This is a genomic window from Paenibacillus periandrae, from assembly GCF_022458865.1.
GTDB classification, from domain to species: Bacteria; Bacillota; Bacilli; order Paenibacillales; family NBRC-103111; genus Paenibacillus_S; species Paenibacillus_S periandrae.
Window position 1 is genome coordinate 33,159 of sequence record NZ_JAJNMU010000003.1, and the last position, 19,437, is coordinate 52,595.

Here is a 19,437-nt window from a genome sequence, read left to right on the forward strand (position 1 = left end):
GCCCGGGAGTGGTGGAACTGAATCGGTGTAGCGCTGCACTTGAATTAGGTTCTGACGGGTAGCCTCCGTGATCGGGTTGTGCTGAGGATATACAGGATCGAGGTTACAGTCAATCCGGAGTTATCATCAGTGCTCTAAGCGGACATTCAGCTAACAGCTGAGGTCAACAAGAGTGGTACCGCGACAAGCTACGGCCTGTCGTCTCTTATACAAGAGACGGCAGGTCTTTTTAGTTTCACTAAAACAGCATACAAGTAAACGCGAAGAACGGGAGTAGTAAAGCTTATCTTTTGTCCAGAGAGCTGCGGGGTGGTGCGACGCAGTCAAAAGGGGCTTGAAGCTCGCCCGGGAGCGGTGGAGCCGAACATCATCCAGCTGGAGTCTGGATGGTCCTAGGCTTTGACGGACAATCCCCACGTGATAGGGGAGCGCATCGATAGAGTGCACGCTTGAGATTGGCTTAGCAGCCATTCATGCCCATTCCTTGCTAAACACGATGCGCATAAGTGGATTTCCTATTTCGGGAAATCAACAAGAGTGGTACCGCGGCAGCCAAAGGCCTGTCGTCTCTTATACAGAGACGATGGGTCTTTTTTGCGTGGACATTAGATGAAACAGATGCAAAATTAAAGAAAATTGCGGTTTATTATACTGAGGAGGCGTTATCTATGACAACCAATAGCAACGAAACAAACCAGAAGGCTCAGCAAGCAGGCCAAGAATCAAGCTCTTTTAAAAGAGTCCGCATATTCGATACTACACTGAGAGATGGCGAACAGGCACCGGGAGCCACGCTGCACCCAGAGCAAAAGATTGTTATCGCCAAACAGCTGGCTATGCTCGGTGTTGATGTGATCGAGCCTGGATTTCCGATCTCAAGCCCTGGGGATTTTATGGCGGTACAGCGTATCTCGCAGGAAATACATGGCGTTGAAATATGCGGCTTTGCGCGCTCGGTCAAGGAGGATATCGATTCAGCGATTCGTGCGACTGAGGCCGCTGAGCGGAGAAGGCTGCACATGTTCTTGTCCTCATCGGACATTCATCTGGACTTTCAACTTCGCAAGTCGCGGCAGCAGGTTATCGATATCGCTCGCTCGATGGTAGCTTATGCCAAGCAGTTTGTAGAGCGTATCGAGTTCTCTCCGATGGATGCTACGCGGACCGGTGATGAGTTTTTGTTCGAAATCATTGAGGCGGCTATCGAAGAAGGGGCTACGATCATCAATATTCCAGATACCGTTGGCTACGCGATGCCTGAGGAATACGGTGCGATGTTCACCAGAGTGATGAATCATGTACGAGGTGGCAAGCAGGTGGAGTACAGTGCCCACTGCCATAACGATCTGGGGCTTGCTGTAGCCAATAGTTTGGCCGCAATTCGTGCAGGGGTCACTCAGGTTGAGGTGACGGTCAATGGTGTCGGAGAGCGTGCTGGCAACTGCTCGTTGGAGGAATTGGTTATGGCGATTGAAACTCGTAAAGGTGCATTAGGTGTGGAAACGGGCGTTCGTACCGAGCATATTTATGCCACCTCACAAATGGTGAGCCGGGCAATGAGCTTCCCGATTGCCTTCAATAAGCCGATAGTGGGGCGCAATGCGTTTCAGCATGAGGCAGGTATTCATCAGGACGGACTGCTTAAAAATCGGAATACGTATGAAATTATGGACCCGGAAAAGCTGGGTGTACCGCGCAGCATGATCATTCTGGGCAAGCATTCGGGGCGGCACGCCATCAAGCACCGGGTCAGCCAATTCGGTGTGGAGCTGACGAGCGAGCAGATGGAGTCGTTGTATGTGCAGTTCAAGGAGCTGGCAGATCGTCAGAAGGTCGTACAGGATCATCAACTGCTGGAGCTGATCGGTCATACTGTCAATGAGGTGCTGGAGCCTTACACGCTGGTGCAGGCTCAGGTTCTGACAGGTACTGAAGGACATCGGATGTCCTCCTGCATCATTAAGGACAATCGGTTGGGCAAAGAGCTGGTATGCTCGGGAACAGGTGATGGGGCTGTTGAAGCATTAGTTGCGGGTATCAAGCAGGCACTGCCTCTGGATGTGCAATTTACCGATCTGGAGCTGTACTCGCTGTCATCAGGTGAGCAGGCTAATGGTGAGGCGATTGTAACCGTAAGTGTGGAAGGAAATCATTATAGAGGTGTATCCGTACATCAGGATGTATTGATGGCGGTGGCTCAAGCGTTCATGGCGGCCTGCAATCAGGCGATACGGGAGCATCAAATCCAAGATGCTGCTCAGGGTGATCTTTCCAGCGAGGACGTTGAGATCACGATTCCGTAAGTGGAAGCTGACATAAGGAAGCAGCCGGAGAATCGACGTATCTGGATTGTCGCTCACAAATATGGCTATGTGTTCATGATACGTCGATTGACGGCTGCAAAAAGCGGCTAGTATGCATCATCGAGCTTCTTTCATCGTTTGGCCAGATAACTGCCATTGGAAAGGGTGAGGACGATGGACCGGATTGTTAAGTATTATGAGACCTTTGATGAATGGGGACGTTTGGACCGGGAACCTTTGGAATTCAACATCAATTGGCACTTTATTCAGCAATATTTGCCTGGTCATGGAGCAGTTCTCGACAATGGCGCGGGTCCCGGTAAATATGCAATGAAGCTGGCACAGCTTGGATACAAGGTAACGCTGACCGATCTGACACCGAAGCTGGTTGAGTTAGCGAGGACTAAGCGGAAGATTTAAGCCTGTTGGAGCAATTTACTGCTTTTGAGGTTGCTGATGCGACAGATTTAAGCCGGTTTACAGACGGTCAATTCGCAGCTTCCTTGATGCTCGGGCCGTTGTACCATTTGCAGCAGGCAGCGGATCGGGTAGCCGCTGTGCAGGAGCTGAACCGGGTTACAGAAATGAATGGAATCGTGTTCGTGGCTTTTATGCCACGAGTACGCCATGTGCTAAGCTCACTGCTGTCACCCGTAAATTGGAAACCCAACGATGAGGCTGAGGCGATTATTCGCTTTATGGAAACCGGTACATTTGACCATCAGAATGAGGGCAGATTTACAGGAGCTTACTACTATAACATAGAAGAGATTCAACCATTTATGGAGACTCACGGTTTTGAAACGTTAAAAATCATCGGTTCCTCCAATATCGGTTCCCTGCTCTCACAGGACCAATGGAATTACTGGAAGGAACGTGGGGATGAGGAAATGAAAAAGATTTTCGACATATTTCTCAGGACAGCTGAAAACCCTTATGTGTTAGGTGCTTCATCCCATATTTTGTATATTGGCAGGAAAAAATATAGTCAAAAATGTGTGAATATTTAGAATTGTAAAATCAGGAAAAAGGGCTGTGGATATTACTTATCCACAGCCCTTGTGTATAGTGGGGGTAAGTGGTGTGAGTGCTGGTACAGCAACGTTTTTTTGTCCTCCTATTTCTGGTCAAAGCGGGATAACTTTTTCACAATCAGCCTGTGGATAATGTGGATAAACCTGTTGATAAGAAATAGAAGTATTGATTGTTAAGTAAATATAACGGTATCGTTTTGTGGACAAGATTGTGGATAATAACAAACTGTCTTTTACTTTATAAATTGCATATAAAGGGAATATTTAGGGGATGTTACTCCCGTTAAGGGTTGGCGGGAGGTGGTCAGTTTGTCGAAAAGGCCGAAAAATAGCAAAATGCTTTGGCAGTGGTTCATTGTATGTCTCATTAGCATGCTGGTGTACGATTGCTCGTCGATGGGTACTTGTGTACTTGCGGAGCAGGAAAATCAAGAAAATCGTTGGAATCATTTTTCTCCATTAAGTAAACAAATCGTATTACTTTCAATTCCAGGTTTATCTTTTATGGAAATAGGCTGGGCAGGAAGCAATGGTGTGCTGGGGTTGCCTCAGAAGGAAGATCAGGAAACCGTCTTAACGGAATGGATGCCTCATTTGAAGGCACTTGGGCTTCACGCTGGATGGGGTGCAATGAATATTCGGACCCCAGCAAAAGGCTTGGAGAATGTATATGTATCCATGGGTGCAGGGCAGTGGGCTGAAGCAGATTCGAACGTACAAAGCCTGAATCAGGGTGAACGCGTAGATCAAGAGTTGGTAGGACCGTTTTATCGTCGTCTTACGGGGCAAGAAGCTGATGGAAACATAATAATCCCAACAATCGCTAATATTCACCGTAAGAATGCAGCCAATTGGTATCAGGCAACTCCCGGACAATTGGGTGAGCTGCTGCGAGCAGCGGGAGTAAGCTTAAGTGTATGGGGAAATATGGATCATGCCCGTAGTAAAGCTTGGGATAATGGCAATCATTTTGCAGCAGTCATAGATAAGAGATTCCGCAGGTATGCACCACTGCTTGTTATGGATAAAAAGGGTACGGTTGCCGATGGAGATGTTGGCGGTCAAGGGCTGCTGGTGAATCATGATCGTCCATATGGGGTGGCCACTCATTACAGCTGGTTAATGGAAAAATGGAAAGGACAAAGCTCACCCGCCCTCACTGTTATGGAGCTGGGTGATTTGGGACGCCTGTATGAGGAACGAAACAGTTATGATCAAGCTGCTTTCGGGAGGTTGAAGCAGAAAATCCTGTCGGAGATCGATCAATTCATTGGACAGCTGGCTGCTTCTGTGGATACTGTATCGGGTGGAGCTGCGGAGTTATGGATAATGAGCCCACAGGTGAATGTTGATGCACTGAAGCAGAAGGCGCTTTTGGCACCGATTGTTCGTTATGTACCGTCAGGCGAGGAAGGGTTGTTAACATCTGCTACTACCAGGCGCAGCGGAGTTGTATCACTGGTTGATCTGGCACCGACCTTATTACAGGCGTATGGACTTGCGACTCCCAAGGAGATGATCGGTTTCCCAATAACCTCTGAGGTTACGCCTGATGCTCTGGAGCACTTGTTACAGGATGTGGGCCGTATGCAGCGTGTATACAAGCTTCGCCCCAGCCTGCTGTATGGACTCGCGATCTATGAGATTGTTGTTATGCTTCTTGTATTAATAGCGGTGCTGTTCAAATCGTTTCGACCTATCCGGGATAAGGAAAAAATGCTTTGGCGGGCATTGTTATTTTCATTGCTGCTCCTGCCAGCGGGGCTGCTGGCGATGGGCTGGCTGCCAACAGCCTCTACTGCGTCAACGGAAGCTGTGGCGCTCATGATCACCTTTGTACTGTGTGCAAGCTTAGCACTGGCATGGGCGGCCAAGCATCCCAAGTATATGATGCTTGGTTTATTCTGGTGTGGACTTATCGTGAGTCTGCTTATTTTTTACGATGGCTTGCATGAAGCAAAAGCGATGAAGGGCTCCGTACTTGGTTATGATGTGATGATAGGGGCTCGTTATTACGGGATCGGCAATGAGTTCATGGGCGTCCTGCTCGGGAGCGCGCTGCTCGCACTTACTGCGCTAGCCCAGGCTCAGCAGCTCACACGCCGGCGCAAGCCGCTGGGTACTGCGCTGCCTTGGCGGCATACGGACGGCCTCCAAGGCAGCATACCGCCAGCACAAGCGGCGGGACGAACGGAAGGGCGGAACGCCTGGCTGCCGGCGGCGGCAGTTGGCGCGGTCGTCACCGGCTACCTCGCGGCGCCGGGGCTTGGCACGAACGCCGGCGGTGCTTTATCCGCGGCGGCGGGGTTTGGCGCGCTGGGCGCGCGCCTCGCAGGCTGGCGCAGCTGGAAGCGGCTGGCGCCAGCCCTCGCGCTGCTGCTCGGCGCAGCGCTCGGGGCCTTGTGGCTGCTGAACGCAGGTGCAGCCACTGGACTTGCGGCCGATGGGCAAAGCCATATCGGCCGTGCCTTCGGGTCGCTGGGGCAAGGGCGGCTCGATGTTATAGGTGCGACCATCATGAGGAAGCTGAATATGAATGGGCATCTGATTATGGTATCGGCCTGGAGCAAGGTGCTGATCACGGGGCTCCTGGTCATGACGGTTCTGGTGCTGCGGCCGCGGGGACGGTTTCAGCAATGGCAGCGGCGTTATCCTTATCTGATGCATGGCTGTGCAGCCAATGCGATCGGTTCGATTGCTGCTCTGCTGCTGAACGATTCGGGTATTGTTGCAGCAGCTACGATGATCATATATGGCAGTGTTCCCTTGCTGTTATTAAGGCTTGATGACATCAAAGGGTGAGCGTAGCGGCATTTCGCAAGCATCGTCGGTCCCATTCATAAAGTTAATGAGGTTTATAGCTACTCAGCTAACTGCTCCCACTGCTCGTAGCAGTCAGCAAGCTCGACTTTTTTGCCTTCGATGGCTTCATTTGTCTGCTGCACGCGTACATAGTCATTGAAAACCTCCGGCTCGGCAAGCTCGGCCTCCAAGGCTGCCAGCTCATCCTCAAGCTGCGCTATCGTTTGCTCCAGCTGTTCGAGCTTACGCTGGCGTGCGCGGTCCTCGCGCTTTGCCTGTTTGCCAGACTCGTATCCGCCGCTTCCTGCATCTACCGCTGGTTGACTGGTATTGGCAGCGGCAGCTTTACCATCGGTGCTCTTGCTTTTGGCTGCCTCTAGTAGAAGCCGCTGCCGTTCGATCTCAGCAAGCTCCTGCTTTTTCTCGACATAGTCGTCGTAGTTACCTAAATAAGCGGTGACACCAGCACGCGTCAATTCCAGCATCGATTCAGCCATTTTGTTTAAAAAATATCGGTCATGCGATATAAACAGCAGCGTTCCCTCATAATCCATAAGAGCGGATTCCAGCACCTCACGGCTGTACAAATCCAGATGGTTGGTCGGCTCATCGAGAATAAGAACATTGGCTTTTTGCAGCATCAGCTTGGCCAATGCGACTCTCGCCTTCTCGCCGCCGCTCAACGAGGAAATCTTTTTGAACACGTCCTCACCGCTGAACAAAAAGCTGCCCAATACCTTGCGAATTCGAGCCTCCTCAATATGGGAGAAAGCGTTCCATACCTCGTCAATGATTGTATTGGACGGATTCAGCCCGGATTGCTCCTGGTCATAATATCCGATTTTTACATTAGAGCCCCAATCGATTATACCTCGCGATGGCTGCTGCTGACCCATTAAGGCTTTGAGCAGCGTCGATTTGCCAATCCCGTTAGGACCAATCAAGGCAGCGGTATCGCCTCGGCGCAGCTGGAAGGAAACATCCTTTAGCAGGGGCTTGGTTTGATCGTACGATACGGCTACATGCTGGACGTTCAGCACTTCCTTGCCTGTCGCCTGCTCGACCTCGAAGGTAAAATGGGCTCTTTTCAAATCACCCATAGGCTTGTCAAGCCTGTCCATTTTGTCGAGTGCTTTACGCCGGCTCTGTGCACGTTTGGTTGTGGAAGCTCGAACAATATTTTTCTGAACGAACTCCTCCATTTTGGCGATCTCACCCTGCTGTTTTTCAAACTGCTTCAGTTGAGTCTCATAGTCAGCCTGCTTTGTATCGACATATTTGGAGTAATTGCCGGTGTAACGGCGTGAATGCGTCCGTTCGATTTCGTAGATAGCATCAACCAAGGCATCCAGAAAATAACGGTCATGCGAAACGACCAGAATAGCGCCGGAATATGAGCGTAAATAGCCCTCCAGCCAGGTCAGTGTAGGGATATCCAGGTGGTTCGTAGGCTCATCCAGGAGCAGTAAATCTGGCGCTTGCAGCAGCATCTTGGCCAAGGCCAGCCGTGTTTTTTGACCGCCACTTAACGTGTTAACGGAGGTTTCCGGTGCAAAATCGCCAAAGCCCATCCCATGCAGCACCCCGCGAATCCGCGCTTCGGCTTCATAGCCTCCCTGCTCCTTGAACCACTCGGAGCGTGCGGCATACTTTTTCATTGTGTCTTCCGTCTGTTTCTCATCAGCCAGTACAGCAGGGTCGGCCATCATAATCTCCAGCTGACGGAGCTCCTGCTCGGCTTCCTCCAAATGCGTGAATACGCTTTTCATTTCTTCCCAGATCGAACGGTCCGACATGAGACCACTGTTCTGCTTTAAATAGCCAATTTTCGTTTCCTTGGCCTTGAACAGCTCACCCGAGTCATAAGACATTTCACCAGCGATAATTTGCAGCAGCGTTGATTTGCCGGCGCCGTTAACACCGACCAGTCCAATCCGTTCACGAGCCTCAATTTGCAACGATATATTTGAAAGCACAGCGGAAATGCCGTAGCTTTTCGATATTCCTGATACTTGCAGCAGCATACATAATCCTCCCAAATGGTTAAAAGCGTATCTTGTAATAAAATATGTCCAAAGGTCCTTTAGTCAGCACCAAATCGTACAAGTGTGCTTAGAAAACGCGTTTCGTGATCCCACGATGACTTTTTGAACAACCTATACCAGTGTATCATGTTCGCGGTTATTTTTCAGCTTGTAAGCTTTAAGGACACTTGCTGCGTTTTCTTTTGATAGCCTCTCGTTTATGTTAAAATATAGCCTACTCATCTCTGTTGAAAAGGGATTTGCAGTCGGGTTATACCCACCGTTTAGCTGAAGAAGGAAGGGAGGATTGCTATGATCGAGTTTACGGAAATAGGAGTCGAACTGACGCAGGAGGAACGCAGTGAATATGCGTTATCTGAAGCGAGAGCTCAGGAAAGGATTGCGGCTGAGGCCTCAAGAAAAGTGGATATCGTCAGATCGCTGCTGAGCAAGCATTCGGACGAAAGAGTGCTCGTGCTAGGGCAATATTTGAACCAGCTGGAGCGGATCGCTCAGTTAGTCGATGCACCACTCATTACAGGCAAAATGGCAAGTCGTAAGCGTGACGAGCTGTATGAGCAATTCCGGCAAGGTGAGCTTCAAACCTTGATTGTCTTCAAGGCCGCCAAATCAACTATCGATATACCTGACGCGTATGTGATGATTCAAGTATCGGGATCATTCGGTTCAAAAAAGGAAGAGTCACAGCAGCTAATTCGTCATGTGTATCCTGAGTCGGACGGTGGCCATGCCTGCATATACTCGGTTGTTACCAGAGATACGAAGGAGCAGAATTATGCCACACAAAGACAGCGATTTTTAAGCGAGCAGGGTTGTGACTACACGATTATCGAAGCTGCTGTCATTGATGAGCGTCCTGGAAACCCTGCTTCCCTGGATTCAGGCGCTGCAGCCTCGCTGCCGTCTATTAAGCAGGGGGCCCCTGCCTGGAAGGCATTGCTGCCCACACTTCAGGCGCAGGCTTCTATGGAAGTTGCGGCTGCACCAGCATCACAGGAAGCAACCTCCAAGCTGTTATCTCTCGACGATTATCGAACGAGAAAGCGTAATCGCAGCTGAGTCCGATGTACAGGTTATGCGAATTGTAGAAATGTTGGATTCGAGAGGCTGTCAGTTATGACCAGCAGTACGATCCAATGGTAAGCGGCAGCAAATGAGCGGAAAATGCCGGATTGTGATAAGGGCAATCCACCCTGCTGACACCGAATACTGTTTTTCTTCTCATGATATGTTAGAATGATGTTAATCACGTTGCGAACCATCAAGGAGAGGCCTTGCCATGAATATCAAAGAATGGAAAATAGAGCTGCGACGCCGGGCCGAGGCGCAAAGAAATGGCCTGACGCCGACTGAACGCAGCACCAAATCAGCACGCATTAATGAACTGATGCTACGCCGTATTGATGAGGTTTTGGAATCACGTACGAAGCTGGGCCGAAAGCCCACGATATTTACGTATATGCCGATTAAGTCTGAGGTCGATATCACTCCGATTATGGAGTCGTGTTGGGCCCGAGAGTACCGTGTGCTTATCCCCAAGGTGCAGCCAGAGCAAAAGCTGAAGCTGTATGAAATTCGCTCCTATTCCGATCTCGAAAAAGGGAAATATGGGATACCGGAGCCAGCGGCTGATACACCGCAGCATTCGATCGATATCCGACATATTGATGTGGTTCTTGTACCGGGCTTGGCATTTGATTCCCATTTGGGAAGGCTGGGTTACGGCGGAGGCTACTACGATCGGTTCATGCAGCAATATGTCCGGTCAGGATATACGAAGCCTTATATTATTGCTGGCGCCTTTGACGCTCAAATTATTCAGGAAGTTCCTATGGGGCTGTTCGATTTTCGCTTGGATGAGTTGATTACGGAAGCGAGAACGATACGTGCACCCAAAACAACAAAATCGACTTAAAGCACGATTGTAATTGATCTGTCTGATGATGTGTCTTTATTTCTCGCCGCTCTTTACTATCATCTGAATCGAAAGGAGTCTTTCCATGTGACCGAGCCAATGCCGTTAACCCATTTTAATGAACAGGGTCGAGCCCGGATGGTCGACATATCGGACAAGCAGGAGACCAGCCGCGTCGCTACCGCACGGACAACCGTTACGATGCAGCCGTCCACGCTGGAGCTGATCAAAGAAGGAAGGATTGGGAAGGGAGATGTTCTGGCGGTATCCCAGGTTGCGGCGGTTATGGCTGCCAAGAAAACATCCGACTGGATTCCGATGTGCCATCCCCTATCCTTGACGGGTGTAGATGTCCGCTTCTCCGATAATGGAATGAATGAATTATACATAGAAGCAAGTGTCAGGACCAAGGGCCTGACCGGCGTTGAGATGGAGGCACTGACCGCTGTCTCGGCGGCTGCACTCACCGTGTATGATATGTGTAAGGCAGCGGAAAAAGGAATGATCATCGGCCCTACGCTGCTGGTTAGCAAAACAGGTGGTAAAAGCGGCGATTTTCATAGAAATGACACTGATTCTTAATAACTATACGTTACAATGGAGCCATGGGGAGGAGTAAGCTTATGCGTTGGAAGGTGGCGATTTTGACCGCAAGCGACCGAGGTTTCCGAGGAGAGCGGGAAGATACGAGCGCCCAGGTCATTCGTGAGTTGATTGAAGAAGAAATCAATGGAGAAATCATTGAGTATCGGGTCGTACCGGACGAGAAAGATGAGATTATGGCTGCATTGATAGAAATGACCGATTACTTCAAGGTCGATCTGATTTTGACGACTGGAGGAACCGGTCTTGCTGCAAGAGATGTAACACCGGAAGCGACTCTTGCTGTAATTGATCGACAGGCCCCGGGCTTTGCCGAAGCAATGCGTATGATTTCTATGCAAAAAACACCCAAAGCGATGCTGTCCAGAGCGGTTTCCGGGCTGCGCGGCAGAACCCTCATTATTAACCTGCCGGGAAGTCCCAAGGGTGTCTCTGAAAATTTGGAGGCAATCATGGGCCAATTGCCGCATGCACTTGGCATTTTGACCGGCCTTGTAGGAGATCATGGCAATGAAACCTGAAGCAATGCTGCGGGAAGTCAGAGTGGAAGAGGCTATTGGGCTGGTACTGGCACATGATTTGACGCAAATCATTCCTGGGCAATTCAAAGGCCGCTTGTTTACAAAAGGTCATGTTGTCCGTGAGGAGGACATTCCTGCTTTATTAAATATTGGTAAGGAGCATATTTATGTGCTCGATCTTCAACCGGGGTGGCTGCATGAGGATGAAGCGGCACTTCGTATGGCGAACGCCGTTGCTGGACCCAATTTGGAGCTGACTGCTCCTCATGAGGGGAAAATCAATCTAAAAGCGGCGATTCATGGGTTGGCCAAAATCGACAAGACAGCTGTTGATGCCATCAACGCGATCGAACAGATCGTGCTGGCAACGATCAAGACGAATACGGTCGTTAAGCCCGGACAATCGCTTAGTGGAACCAGAGTGATTCCGCTTGTGGTCGAAACGGCAAAGGTCGAACAGGTGGAATCGTTAGCGGCAAGTGCTTTAGCATCCGTGATCGAAGTCAAGCCATTTCGGTCTCTTCGTGTAGGGCTGATCACGACCGGCAGCGAAGTCTTCAAGGGCCGTATTCAAGATAAATTTGGTCCTATCGTACGCGAAAAAGTAGCTGCGCTCGGCTCCGAGGTCATCGAACAGCGGCTGGCCCCTGATGAAAGCGACACGATTGTGCGCGAGATCCGCTATTTTCTGGAAGAGCAGAAGGCTGATCTGATTCTTGTAACCGGCGGAATGTCCGTTGACCCCGACGACCGGACGCCTGGTGCTATCAAGCAGGCCGGGGCACGAATTGTCAGCTACGGAACCCCTATGCTGCCAGGCTCGATGCTGCTGATCGGTTATTTGGGTGAGGTGCCGATTATGGGGCTGCCTGGTTGTGTGATGCATGATCCTTATACCTCCTTTGACGTGCTGCTGCCGCGTATATGTGCTGGAGAAACAATTGTCCGGGCCGATATTACGGAAATGGGCTATGGCGGATTATACGGATGTTAATTTGCTAAGATAAACAAGAAATGGAGCTGGACGACATGAGTATTACCCATATCCTGCTGATTGCAGTTGTGGCGTTGATTTTGTTCGGTCCGAACAAGCTGCCTGAGCTGGGTCGTGCCATTGGCAAGACGCTGCGTGATTTTAAAAACGGTGCCAACGACCTGATGAGTGCTGCCACTGAATCCGAGCCTGAAAAAGGACGGAAGGACGTTACACCTCCTTCTCAATCGGCTGCTCCAGCAGCTGCAAGTCAACAGGAGCCTGTGGTACAGCCATCTCCACAAGCAAGTACGCAACAAAAGGATTCCCGAAGACTTCCGGATTAAACAGGAGTAACTACAACAAGCTAAAGTTGGTGAATCATGACGAATAATGATGAAGGCATGTCCTTGGTCGAGCATCTTGGCGAGCTGCGCAAACGGATTATTTGGGTGCTGCTCGTGTTAATAGGTGGCATGGTGATTGGTATTATCGTAGCACAGCCACTAATCCTGTATCTAAAAAATGTTCCCCCTGCATCAGGGATTGCCTGGAACGCCTTTTCTCCATGGGATCCTATCAAGCTGTATATGAATTTTGCATTGGTTACAGGTCTGATTGTCACCTTACCCTTTGCTTTGTATCAAATATGGTCTTTTCTCAAGCCGGGTCTGCGTGTTGAAGAACAGAAGGCTTCACTGATCTTTATCCCGCTTGCTTTTCTACTGTTTTTGATCGGTTTGGCTTTTGCTTATTTTGTCGTTTTTAAAATGGCATTTATATTTACTACGGAAATTTCCGGACGGTTGGACATCAACGAAACCTATGGGATTACACAATATTTTACGTTTATGTTCAACATTTTGCTGCCAATCGGGCTGATCTTTGAGCTGCCGATAATTATTATGTTTCTTACCAAGCTGCGCATTCTTAATCCAAAAAGACTTCACAAATTACGCCGTTATGCCTATATGATTCTTGTAATCGTTGCTGCGATGATCACGCCACCAGACCTGATTTCCGCTGTGGTCGTATCGCTGCCGATGATTTTGCTTTATGAGGTCAGTGTGTGGCTATCTGGATCTATATACCGCAAGCAGCTGATCAAGGATCAGGAATGGGAAGAGGAATACGGTCCCAAATAATACCGCATTTACAGCTGGAATGGAGCTGCAAATGTGGTTTTTTTCTTGAATGTGCTGCTGTATAATAACAATCTCATAGGATACAATGATGAAGTTGTGTAAATTAATTAAAAAAACTTGCAAAATGTTACGAAACTGATTATCATAATAAGTGTTGTTAGCACTAAACATATTCGAGTGCTAACAGTAACCTAAAAATTCAGAACCATATTTCAAAGGAGGACATTTTCTCATGATCAAACCGTTAGGTGATCGCGTAATTATCGAAGCCATTGCTAAAGAGGAAACAACAGCAAGTGGAATCTTCTTGCCTGAAACTGCTAAGGAAAAACCGCAAGAAGGTCAAGTTGTAGCGGTAGGCAGTGGCGTACTGAAAGATGGAGAGCGTGTTGCGCTTGAAGTTAAAGAAGGCGACCGCATCATTTTCTCGAAATATGCAGGTACTGAAGTGAAATTTGAAGGACGCGAGCTTCTTATATTGCGCGAAAGCGACATTCTTGCCGTTATCGAGTAATTAGGAGATCCTATACTTATAGACTACCACCAGCTGCTAATGCGAATTTAGCCGGCTTTTACTTATAGCATCAGTACACATTCATGATTCAGTTCTTGAGAAGGTATCTGATGTTTCTTGTGAAGATAAACGGAACGTTGTTCAAATACATTTATTTCAGGAGGGTTTCACACAATGGCTAAGGATATCAGATTTAGTGAAGATGCTCGCCGCGCAATGCTTCGTGGTGTTGACGCGCTTGCCAATGCAGTAAAAATCACTTTGGGCCCTAAAGGTCGTAACGTTGTTCTTGAAAAAAAATTCGGCAGCCCGTTAATCACCAATGATGGTGTAACAATCGCTAAAGAAATTGAATTGGAAGATGCATTCGAAAACATGGGTGCTCAACTGGTTAAAGAAGTAGCTACCAAAACCAATGATGTTGCTGGTGACGGTACAACAACTGCAACTGTATTGGCTCAAGCGATGATTCGTGAAGGCTTGAAAAACGTAACTGCAGGCGCGAACCCAATGGTTATCCGTAAAGGTATCGACAAAGCGGTTAGAGCAGCTGTAGAAGAATTGAAAAACATTTCCAAAGCTATCGAAGGCAAACAATCAATCGCTCAAGTTGCAGCTATCTCCGCTGCTGACGAAGAAGTAGGTCAATTGATTGCTGAAGCTATGGAAAAAGTGGGCAAAGACGGCGTAATTACAGTTGAAGAGTCCAAAGGCTTCGCAACTGAGCTTGAAGTGGTTGAAGGTATGCAATTCGACCGTGGATACATTTCCCCATACATGATCACTGATACGGACAAAATGGAAGCTATTTTGGAAAACCCGTACATCTTGATCACTGACAAAAAAATCTCCAACATTCAAGAAATTTTGCCTGTGCTTGAAAAAGTAGTTCAACAAGGTAAACCATTGGTTATTATCGCTGAGGATGTTGAAGGCGAAGCATTGGCAACTTTGGTTGTTAACCGTCTTCGTGGCACATTCACTTGCGTAGCTGTTAAAGCTCCAGGCTTTGGTGATCGCCGTAAAGCTATGCTTCAGGATATTGCCGCATTAACGGGCGGACAAGTAATTACTGAAGAACTGGGTCTTGACCTGAAATCGACGCAACCGGATCAATTGGGTTCCGCTCGTCAAGTTCGTGTAACGAAAGAAAACACAATCGTCGTTGACGGTTCTGGCGACAAGAAAGACATTGGCGCTCGTATTTCCCAAATCCGTTCCCAATTGGAAGAAACAACTTCCGATTTCGATAAAGAAAAATTGCAAGAGCGTTTGGCTAAATTGGCAGGCGGCGTAGCGGTAATCAAAGTTGGTGCAGCTACTGAAACCGAGCTTAAAGAGCGCAAGCTTCGCATTGAAGATGCTTTGAACGCAACTCGTGCTGCTGTTGAAGAAGGTATCGTATCCGGTGGTGGTACTGCTCTTGTTAACGTATATGCGGCTGTAGCTGCTGTAAAAAGCAATGATGGCGACGAGCAAACTGGCGTAAACATCGTTCTGCGTGCTCTTGAAGAGCCTGTACGTACGATTGCAGCTAACGCTGGTCAAGAAGGTTCCGTTATCGTTGAGCGTCTGAAAAAAGAAGCTGTAGGCATTGGCTACAACGCAGCAACTGGCGAATGGGTGAACATGTTCGACGCTGGTATCGTAGATCCGGCGAAAGTAACACGCTCCGCATTGCAAAATGCTGCATCCGTTGCAGCTATCTTCTTAACTACTGAAGCGGTTATCGCTGACAAACCAGAAAAAGACAAACCAGCTATGCCTGATATGGGCGGAATGGGTGGCATGGGCGGAATGGGCGGCTTCTAAGAAGCGACCCAACTGCTATGATATTGCAGCCTGATATTCTTTTGCAGGGATATCCGGGCTGCAAGCATCCATATGCCAAAGGAGACCTTTTATGAGTTCAATGAACTTGTGAAAGGTCTCTTTTTATATACTTCAGAATGTATTGAGTAGGGTAACTTGATTGGATTTGTATTTCTACGATTCTGATTCCCAATTCGGATCATTTGGTGCTAGACTGATGTTAGGACGCATCACCAGATGCATCAGCAAAAAATACGGAAGGATGATTGGTGTACGATGTATTTACCATTGGAAAATAAAGCTGCCATAGTTACCGGAGGTGCAAGCGGCATCGGATACAGTATCGTTAAGGGCTTGGCGCGTGCGGGCGCAAGCGTCATCATCGCAGATATGAGTCATCAAGGAGAGGATGCAGCCAAGGCGTTGGTTGAGGAAGGATTAAACGTCATTTTCGTTCAAGGTGATGTTACGTTGTCCGAGGACGCACAGAGAATCGCTAGCAAGGCTGAAGAGCATTTTGGTGGATTGGATATTCTCGTCAATAATGCAGGCATTTATCCACGCAGTATGATGCTCGATACGACTGAAGAGCTGTGGGATCGTGTGATGTCGATCAATGTTAAGGGAGTCTTTTTGATGTGCCAGGCGGCAGCACCTTGGTTGAAGAAACGTGGGGGCGGCACGATTATTAATATGAGTTCAAGTCATGCAGCAGTCGGATCACCTGAGCTGTTCGCCTATTCGGTTTCCAAGGGAGCGATCTCGACATTAACCCGTAATTTGGCTCGAGCCTTAACCAGTGACCGGATTCGGGTCAATGCCATCAATCCGGGATGGGTAGCGACTGAGCGTGAAATTGAGGTACAGGCTTTGAATGGGAATAATCTAGACTGGCTAATTGAAAAAGGTAAAACCTTACCACTTGGCCGTCTGCAAACGGGTGAAGATACAGCGGCCGTGGCCGTGTTCCTGGCAAGTGATCACGCTACCCAGATTACTGGACAAATCATTCAAGTGGATGGAGGCACCACAGTTCAATGAGCGGAGCCTGAGAGCTGATAGAACGACAAGTAAACAAGCTTCACCACCACAGGGTGCCGTGATGGAAGAGGCTTGTTTGCTGTCTTACTGAGTTACTTACACGCCTTTGCAGGTGGATTTATCGACCGCTTTCATGCCCTTCGGAAATATTCAGCAGCTGATCAGTAAATAAGTAAAGCTGATGAAGAACAAGCGCATTTTGGCGGTCCAAATGCTCTATGGCTTGTGAGCTGCTAAGCCAGTCGCGTTGCAGGATCGTATTGTGTTTAAAATAAAGAACACCCGTATCTGTAAACAGGCCAAACCCACCAAGAGGCAGCTGGATATTAATTTTCGCTGTTTCTGCAAGCAGTTTGGTATAGGTTGAGGGAGGGACGTTGTTTCTTAGTACAGCAAATGTTTGTAAGATGGCAACTCCCTCTTCGGTGAACGACTCCATCCTCGGAAGGAAGCAAAGTTCCAGATCAATAATCGTGAAGCGTTCGCCGATCTCATCAAAACGCAAGATCAAAGAAGGATAAGGCGATTCATTTGTTGGTTCAGCCCAGTGGTTATGAACGTCGAGCTTCATATAATATTGTTGGAATTGGCGGAGAAATGAATCCGTAAAATCAGTAGCAGCTGCCATAAGTATTACCTCCATACATAGGCTGGTCCTTGAAAGAACAGACAAGCGATTGTCTCAAATGAATTAAGTGAATTAAGTATGCAGTTTTTTGGCGATCAAATCTTTGCCTGGTTTTTTCTTTAGTCGGTTGACCTCGAGTCCGATACCTTCAATAACAGATTTGGCCTCATCATCCTGACCTGCAACCCCACCTTCATAGAGCATAGAAGCAAGATCGGTTACGAGTTGGTTATAGCATTGTCCTACGTTGTTGAAGCCGTGTGCCTCTAGCACACCTTGACGTACTTTTTCCCGACTAAGTCCTGCATTCTCCGGCTTGGTCATTTCTTGATCAATGTTCAGGGCTTTGTCGACAAAGGATTCCTTTCGTTTGGATTTTTTGTAAAATTTGACGATAGCCCCGATTCCACCGAGTATTGCGGCTGCTGCGAGCAGGATAGGACCGACTGGAGACAAGGCAGCTGCGATCATTACAGCGCCTCCTGCGATCATCAGCGCTCCTTTGGCGGCAGTTACGGCGCTCTTGGTTTTATTAATAGTTTGGGTGGATCCGCCCAGATTGGCAGCCAGACCTAAATCCCTCTGATGTTGTTTAGCTTGCTCGGTTTCACTTGTGCTTCCCTTAGCGCTGAAGCCTTTCTCAAGCTCCGCCAGCTTCTTCTGGTTTCTGCTGCTTTCTACGTAGCCGGCAACTCCGCCAGCGAGGTAAGCCGCACCTCCAACAACACCTGCTGCACCAGCGGCAGCTGTAGCCGCACCGCTGGCAGCCATTCCACCGTAGGTTCTGACACCATTAACCGTACCCGCAGTGAAACGGGCCAAATCAGCTGCTCCACCTGAAGCTTCTGATCCTAGTATTTGTGCTTTACCAGCAGTAGACAAGCTTGAATCATAGTTTTCAGATGCATTATATATTTGCGATACGGAAGCCACTCCGCTCAGTACGCCTGCTGCCGGTGCAACTGCATTGGCAACCGAAAGGGCGCCACCGGCCCCGAGCGTATTGCTTATAGTGGCCGTACCGGATACCCCGCTCGTAGCCGCTGAGGTTACGATTGCCGTATAGCCCGCATAGTCTCGTGCCTGATCAGCATTGTAGTTAGTAATATTCTTGGCCTTGGCTTCCCGGCAAATCTCTGAGAAACGGTCCCAGTCCACTGTCTTGGTGAAGACGCCTGTGAGCATCGTCTTTTTGGCCTTATCAATAGTTGGGGTACGATCATTACCACACATGGTTTTGATGGCAGACATCTTTTCTCCGGTAGTCAAATCATCAAAATATCCGAATAATCCCGCCTTTTTTTCTTTTTCCGCACGTCCCTTAAACCATTCAAATACTACATTATAGTTGTGATACTTCTTTAAATCCTTTGCTGGTGCAGGAAGTGCGGCTGGAGAAGGGGCCTCAGCGGCGGGTGCGGGTGCAGCAATAGGTCCAGTAGCTGCTGCTGCTGTTGGAGCCGCAACGGAGACGGGAGCTGGGGTAGCAGTTTGAGCTGCCTCAACTGGTGCGCTAGCAGCGGGAGCAAGAACAGGAGCAGCCGATACCGCAGTAGGAGCGGCCATAGCTGGAGCTCCAGCGGAAGCAGCAACTTGAGTGGCCTCAGCAGGTACAACGGCTGCCGGAGCAGCTATTGGAGCTCCAACTGCAACTTCAGCGGCAGGTTCAGCAATTGTTTCTGGTGCAGCCGCGGCTACCGCGCGTTGAATGGTCGGGCTACCCGTACGGGTTGATGATGAAAACATCCGTTGTACAGCCTGGTTCCCGACAGTGCGCTGCATATGTATCATGTTTTCATTGGAAAATCCTAAAGCCCGATTGGGAACGGGGCTACCTTGCGTCGAAGCCATCATGCTGGGCTGCTGCTGAATAGGTGAAAATGGATCCGTTGAGGGGCTTTTTACAGCGTTACTTTTGACATTGGCATGTTCTAACATCATAATCCTCCCCAATAAAACTTCTATCTTTATGATAGCATACTATAGGGGAAAAATACTTTTATAAAATTTATTTAAATGATAGATTGCATGCCGGAAAGTAACCCGAAGCCTTAGACTGATTGGGGGAGGATATATTGGATTTTTATCTTTTAGGTATGTA

The 19,437-nt window shown here is 48.7% G+C and carries 17 protein-coding genes and 2 other annotated features (1 of these 19 cut by a window edge); of the genes, 14 read left to right on the forward strand and 3 right to left on the reverse strand.

The genetic code is table 11. The annotated features are described in order from the left end of the window. Positions 1 to 209: a binding site (T-box leader), on the forward strand; it begins 89 nt to the left of the window's first position. Positions 210 to 254: 45 nt separating this feature from the next. Next, positions 255 to 574, forward strand: a binding site (T-box leader). A 94-nt stretch (positions 575 to 668) separates the two neighbouring features. From LRL21_RS05130 to LRL21_RS05140, 4 genes are all read left to right on the forward strand, one after another. Next, entirely contained in the window at positions 669 to 2,303 is a 1,635-nt protein-coding gene (locus LRL21_RS05130; RefSeq protein ID WP_240414695.1) for a 2-isopropylmalate synthase, read from the forward strand. 174 nt (positions 2,304 to 2,477) lie between these two features. After that, positions 2,478 to 2,723 carry a class I SAM-dependent methyltransferase gene (locus LRL21_RS46190; protein WP_338044578.1) on the forward strand — a complete coding sequence of 82 codons (246 nt, stop codon included), beginning with the start codon at positions 2,478 to 2,480 and terminating at the stop codon, positions 2,721 to 2,723. Positions 2,724 to 2,728: 5 nt separating this feature from the next. After that, positions 2,729 to 3,313 carry a hypothetical protein gene (locus tag LRL21_RS05135; protein ID WP_338044579.1) on the forward strand — a complete coding sequence of 195 codons (585 nt, stop codon included), beginning with the start codon at positions 2,729 to 2,731 and terminating at the stop codon, positions 3,311 to 3,313. Positions 3,314 to 3,646: 333 nt separating this feature from the next. Continuing rightward, positions 3,647 to 6,139, forward strand: coding sequence for a hypothetical protein (locus LRL21_RS05140; RefSeq protein WP_240414696.1), 2,493 nt, complete (start codon positions 3,647 to 3,649; stop codon positions 6,137 to 6,139). A gap of 59 nt (positions 6,140 to 6,198) precedes the next feature. Here the strand turns inward: LRL21_RS05140 and LRL21_RS05145 are convergent, their stop codons facing one another. After that, on the reverse strand, positions 6,199 to 8,163 hold the full coding sequence (locus tag LRL21_RS05145; RefSeq protein WP_240414697.1) for an ABC transporter ATP-binding protein: 1,965 nt from the start codon (positions 8,161 to 8,163) through the stop codon (positions 6,199 to 6,201). A gap of 288 nt (positions 8,164 to 8,451) precedes the next feature. Between LRL21_RS05145 and LRL21_RS05150 the strand changes: the two genes are divergently transcribed. The 10 genes from LRL21_RS05150 (at position 8,452) to LRL21_RS05195 (ending at position 16,708) form a co-directional block, all read left to right on the forward strand. Then, positions 8,452 to 9,243 carry a helicase-related protein gene (locus LRL21_RS05150; RefSeq protein WP_275900631.1) on the forward strand — a complete coding sequence of 264 codons (792 nt, stop codon included), beginning with the start codon at positions 8,452 to 8,454 and terminating at the stop codon, positions 9,241 to 9,243. A gap of 220 nt (positions 9,244 to 9,463) precedes the next feature. Then, positions 9,464 to 10,099 carry a 5-formyltetrahydrofolate cyclo-ligase gene (locus tag LRL21_RS05155; protein WP_240414699.1) on the forward strand — a complete coding sequence of 212 codons (636 nt, stop codon included), beginning with the start codon at positions 9,464 to 9,466 and terminating at the stop codon, positions 10,097 to 10,099. Between the two features lie 99 nt (positions 10,100 to 10,198). Continuing rightward, on the forward strand, positions 10,199 to 10,681 hold the full coding sequence (moaC, locus tag LRL21_RS05160) for a cyclic pyranopterin monophosphate synthase MoaC (RefSeq protein ID WP_240415079.1): 483 nt from the start codon (positions 10,199 to 10,201) through the stop codon (positions 10,679 to 10,681). A gap of 41 nt (positions 10,682 to 10,722) precedes the next feature. Further along, on the forward strand, positions 10,723 to 11,223 hold the full coding sequence (gene mog, locus LRL21_RS05165; RefSeq protein WP_076235493.1) for a molybdopterin adenylyltransferase: 501 nt from the start codon (positions 10,723 to 10,725) through the stop codon (positions 11,221 to 11,223). Further along, positions 11,213 to 12,217 carry a molybdopterin-binding protein gene (locus tag LRL21_RS05170; RefSeq protein WP_240414700.1) on the forward strand — a complete coding sequence of 335 codons (1,005 nt, stop codon included), beginning with the start codon at positions 11,213 to 11,215 and terminating at the stop codon, positions 12,215 to 12,217. Before mog ends, LRL21_RS05170 begins: the two co-directional genes overlap by 11 nt. A 35-nt stretch (positions 12,218 to 12,252) precedes the next feature. Then, positions 12,253 to 12,543: a twin-arginine translocase TatA/TatE family subunit gene (locus tag LRL21_RS05175; protein WP_240414701.1), complete on the forward strand. Its 291-nt coding sequence runs from the start codon at positions 12,253 to 12,255 to the stop codon at positions 12,541 to 12,543. A gap of 36 nt (positions 12,544 to 12,579) precedes the next feature. After that, a complete protein-coding gene (gene tatC, locus LRL21_RS05180; protein ID WP_240414702.1) occupies positions 12,580 to 13,341 on the forward strand; it encodes a twin-arginine translocase subunit TatC in 762 nt (253 codons plus the stop codon). 232 nt (positions 13,342 to 13,573) lie between these two features. Further along, positions 13,574 to 13,855 (forward strand): co-chaperone GroES, encoded by a 282-nt coding sequence (gene groES / locus LRL21_RS05185; protein ID WP_076235489.1) that lies wholly within the window; start codon positions 13,574 to 13,576, stop codon positions 13,853 to 13,855. Between the two features lie 174 nt (positions 13,856 to 14,029). After that, positions 14,030 to 15,667 (forward strand): chaperonin GroEL, encoded by a 1,638-nt coding sequence (gene groL / locus LRL21_RS05190; RefSeq protein WP_240414703.1) that lies wholly within the window; start codon positions 14,030 to 14,032, stop codon positions 15,665 to 15,667. Between the two features lie 237 nt (positions 15,668 to 15,904). Continuing rightward, positions 15,905 to 16,708 carry an SDR family NAD(P)-dependent oxidoreductase gene (locus LRL21_RS05195; RefSeq protein ID WP_240414704.1) on the forward strand — a complete coding sequence of 268 codons (804 nt, stop codon included), beginning with the start codon at positions 15,905 to 15,907 and terminating at the stop codon, positions 16,706 to 16,708. A gap of 118 nt (positions 16,709 to 16,826) precedes the next feature. Here the strand turns inward: LRL21_RS05195 and LRL21_RS05200 are convergent, their stop codons facing one another. Together LRL21_RS05200 and LRL21_RS05205 are read right to left on the reverse strand one after the other, a co-directional pair. Further along, positions 16,827 to 17,336 (reverse strand): hypothetical protein, encoded by a 510-nt coding sequence (locus LRL21_RS05200; protein ID WP_240414705.1) that lies wholly within the window; start codon positions 17,334 to 17,336, stop codon positions 16,827 to 16,829. Between the two features lie 72 nt (positions 17,337 to 17,408). Next, positions 17,409 to 19,277: a hypothetical protein gene (locus tag LRL21_RS05205; RefSeq protein WP_240414706.1), complete on the reverse strand. Its 1,869-nt coding sequence runs from the start codon at positions 19,275 to 19,277 to the stop codon at positions 17,409 to 17,411. Positions 19,278 to 19,437: the final 160 nt, after the last annotated feature.

Coding starts and splice junctions, on each gene's coding strand:
- LRL21_RS05200 (WP_240414705.1), bottom strand. CDS start 17,336: ATGGCAGCTGCTACTGATTTTACGGATTCATTTCTCCGCCAATTCCAA.
- LRL21_RS05195 (WP_240414704.1), top strand. CDS start 15,905: ATGCATCAGCAAAAAATACGGAAGGATGATTGGTGTACGATGTATTTA.
- groES (WP_076235489.1), top strand. CDS start 13,574: ATGATCAAACCGTTAGGTGATCGCGTAATTATCGAAGCCATTGCTAAA.
- LRL21_RS05145 (WP_240414697.1), bottom strand. CDS start 8,163: ATGCTGCTGCAAGTATCAGGAATATCGAAAAGCTACGGCATTTCCGCT.
- LRL21_RS05205 (WP_240414706.1), bottom strand. CDS start 19,277: ATGATGTTAGAACATGCCAATGTCAAAAGTAACGCTGTAAAAAGCCCC.
- LRL21_RS05155 (WP_240414699.1), top strand. CDS start 9,464: ATGAATATCAAAGAATGGAAAATAGAGCTGCGACGCCGGGCCGAGGCG.
- LRL21_RS05130 (WP_240414695.1), top strand. CDS start 669: ATGACAACCAATAGCAACGAAACAAACCAGAAGGCTCAGCAAGCAGGC.
- LRL21_RS05170 (WP_240414700.1), top strand. CDS start 11,213: ATGAAACCTGAAGCAATGCTGCGGGAAGTCAGAGTGGAAGAGGCTATT.
- mog (WP_076235493.1), top strand. CDS start 10,723: ATGCGTTGGAAGGTGGCGATTTTGACCGCAAGCGACCGAGGTTTCCGA.
- LRL21_RS46190 (WP_338044578.1), top strand. CDS start 2,478: ATGGACCGGATTGTTAAGTATTATGAGACCTTTGATGAATGGGGACGT.
- moaC (WP_240415079.1), top strand. CDS start 10,199: ATGCCGTTAACCCATTTTAATGAACAGGGTCGAGCCCGGATGGTCGAC.
- groL (WP_240414703.1), top strand. CDS start 14,030: ATGGCTAAGGATATCAGATTTAGTGAAGATGCTCGCCGCGCAATGCTT.
- tatC (WP_240414702.1), top strand. CDS start 12,580: ATGACGAATAATGATGAAGGCATGTCCTTGGTCGAGCATCTTGGCGAG.
- LRL21_RS05175 (WP_240414701.1), top strand. CDS start 12,253: ATGAGTATTACCCATATCCTGCTGATTGCAGTTGTGGCGTTGATTTTG.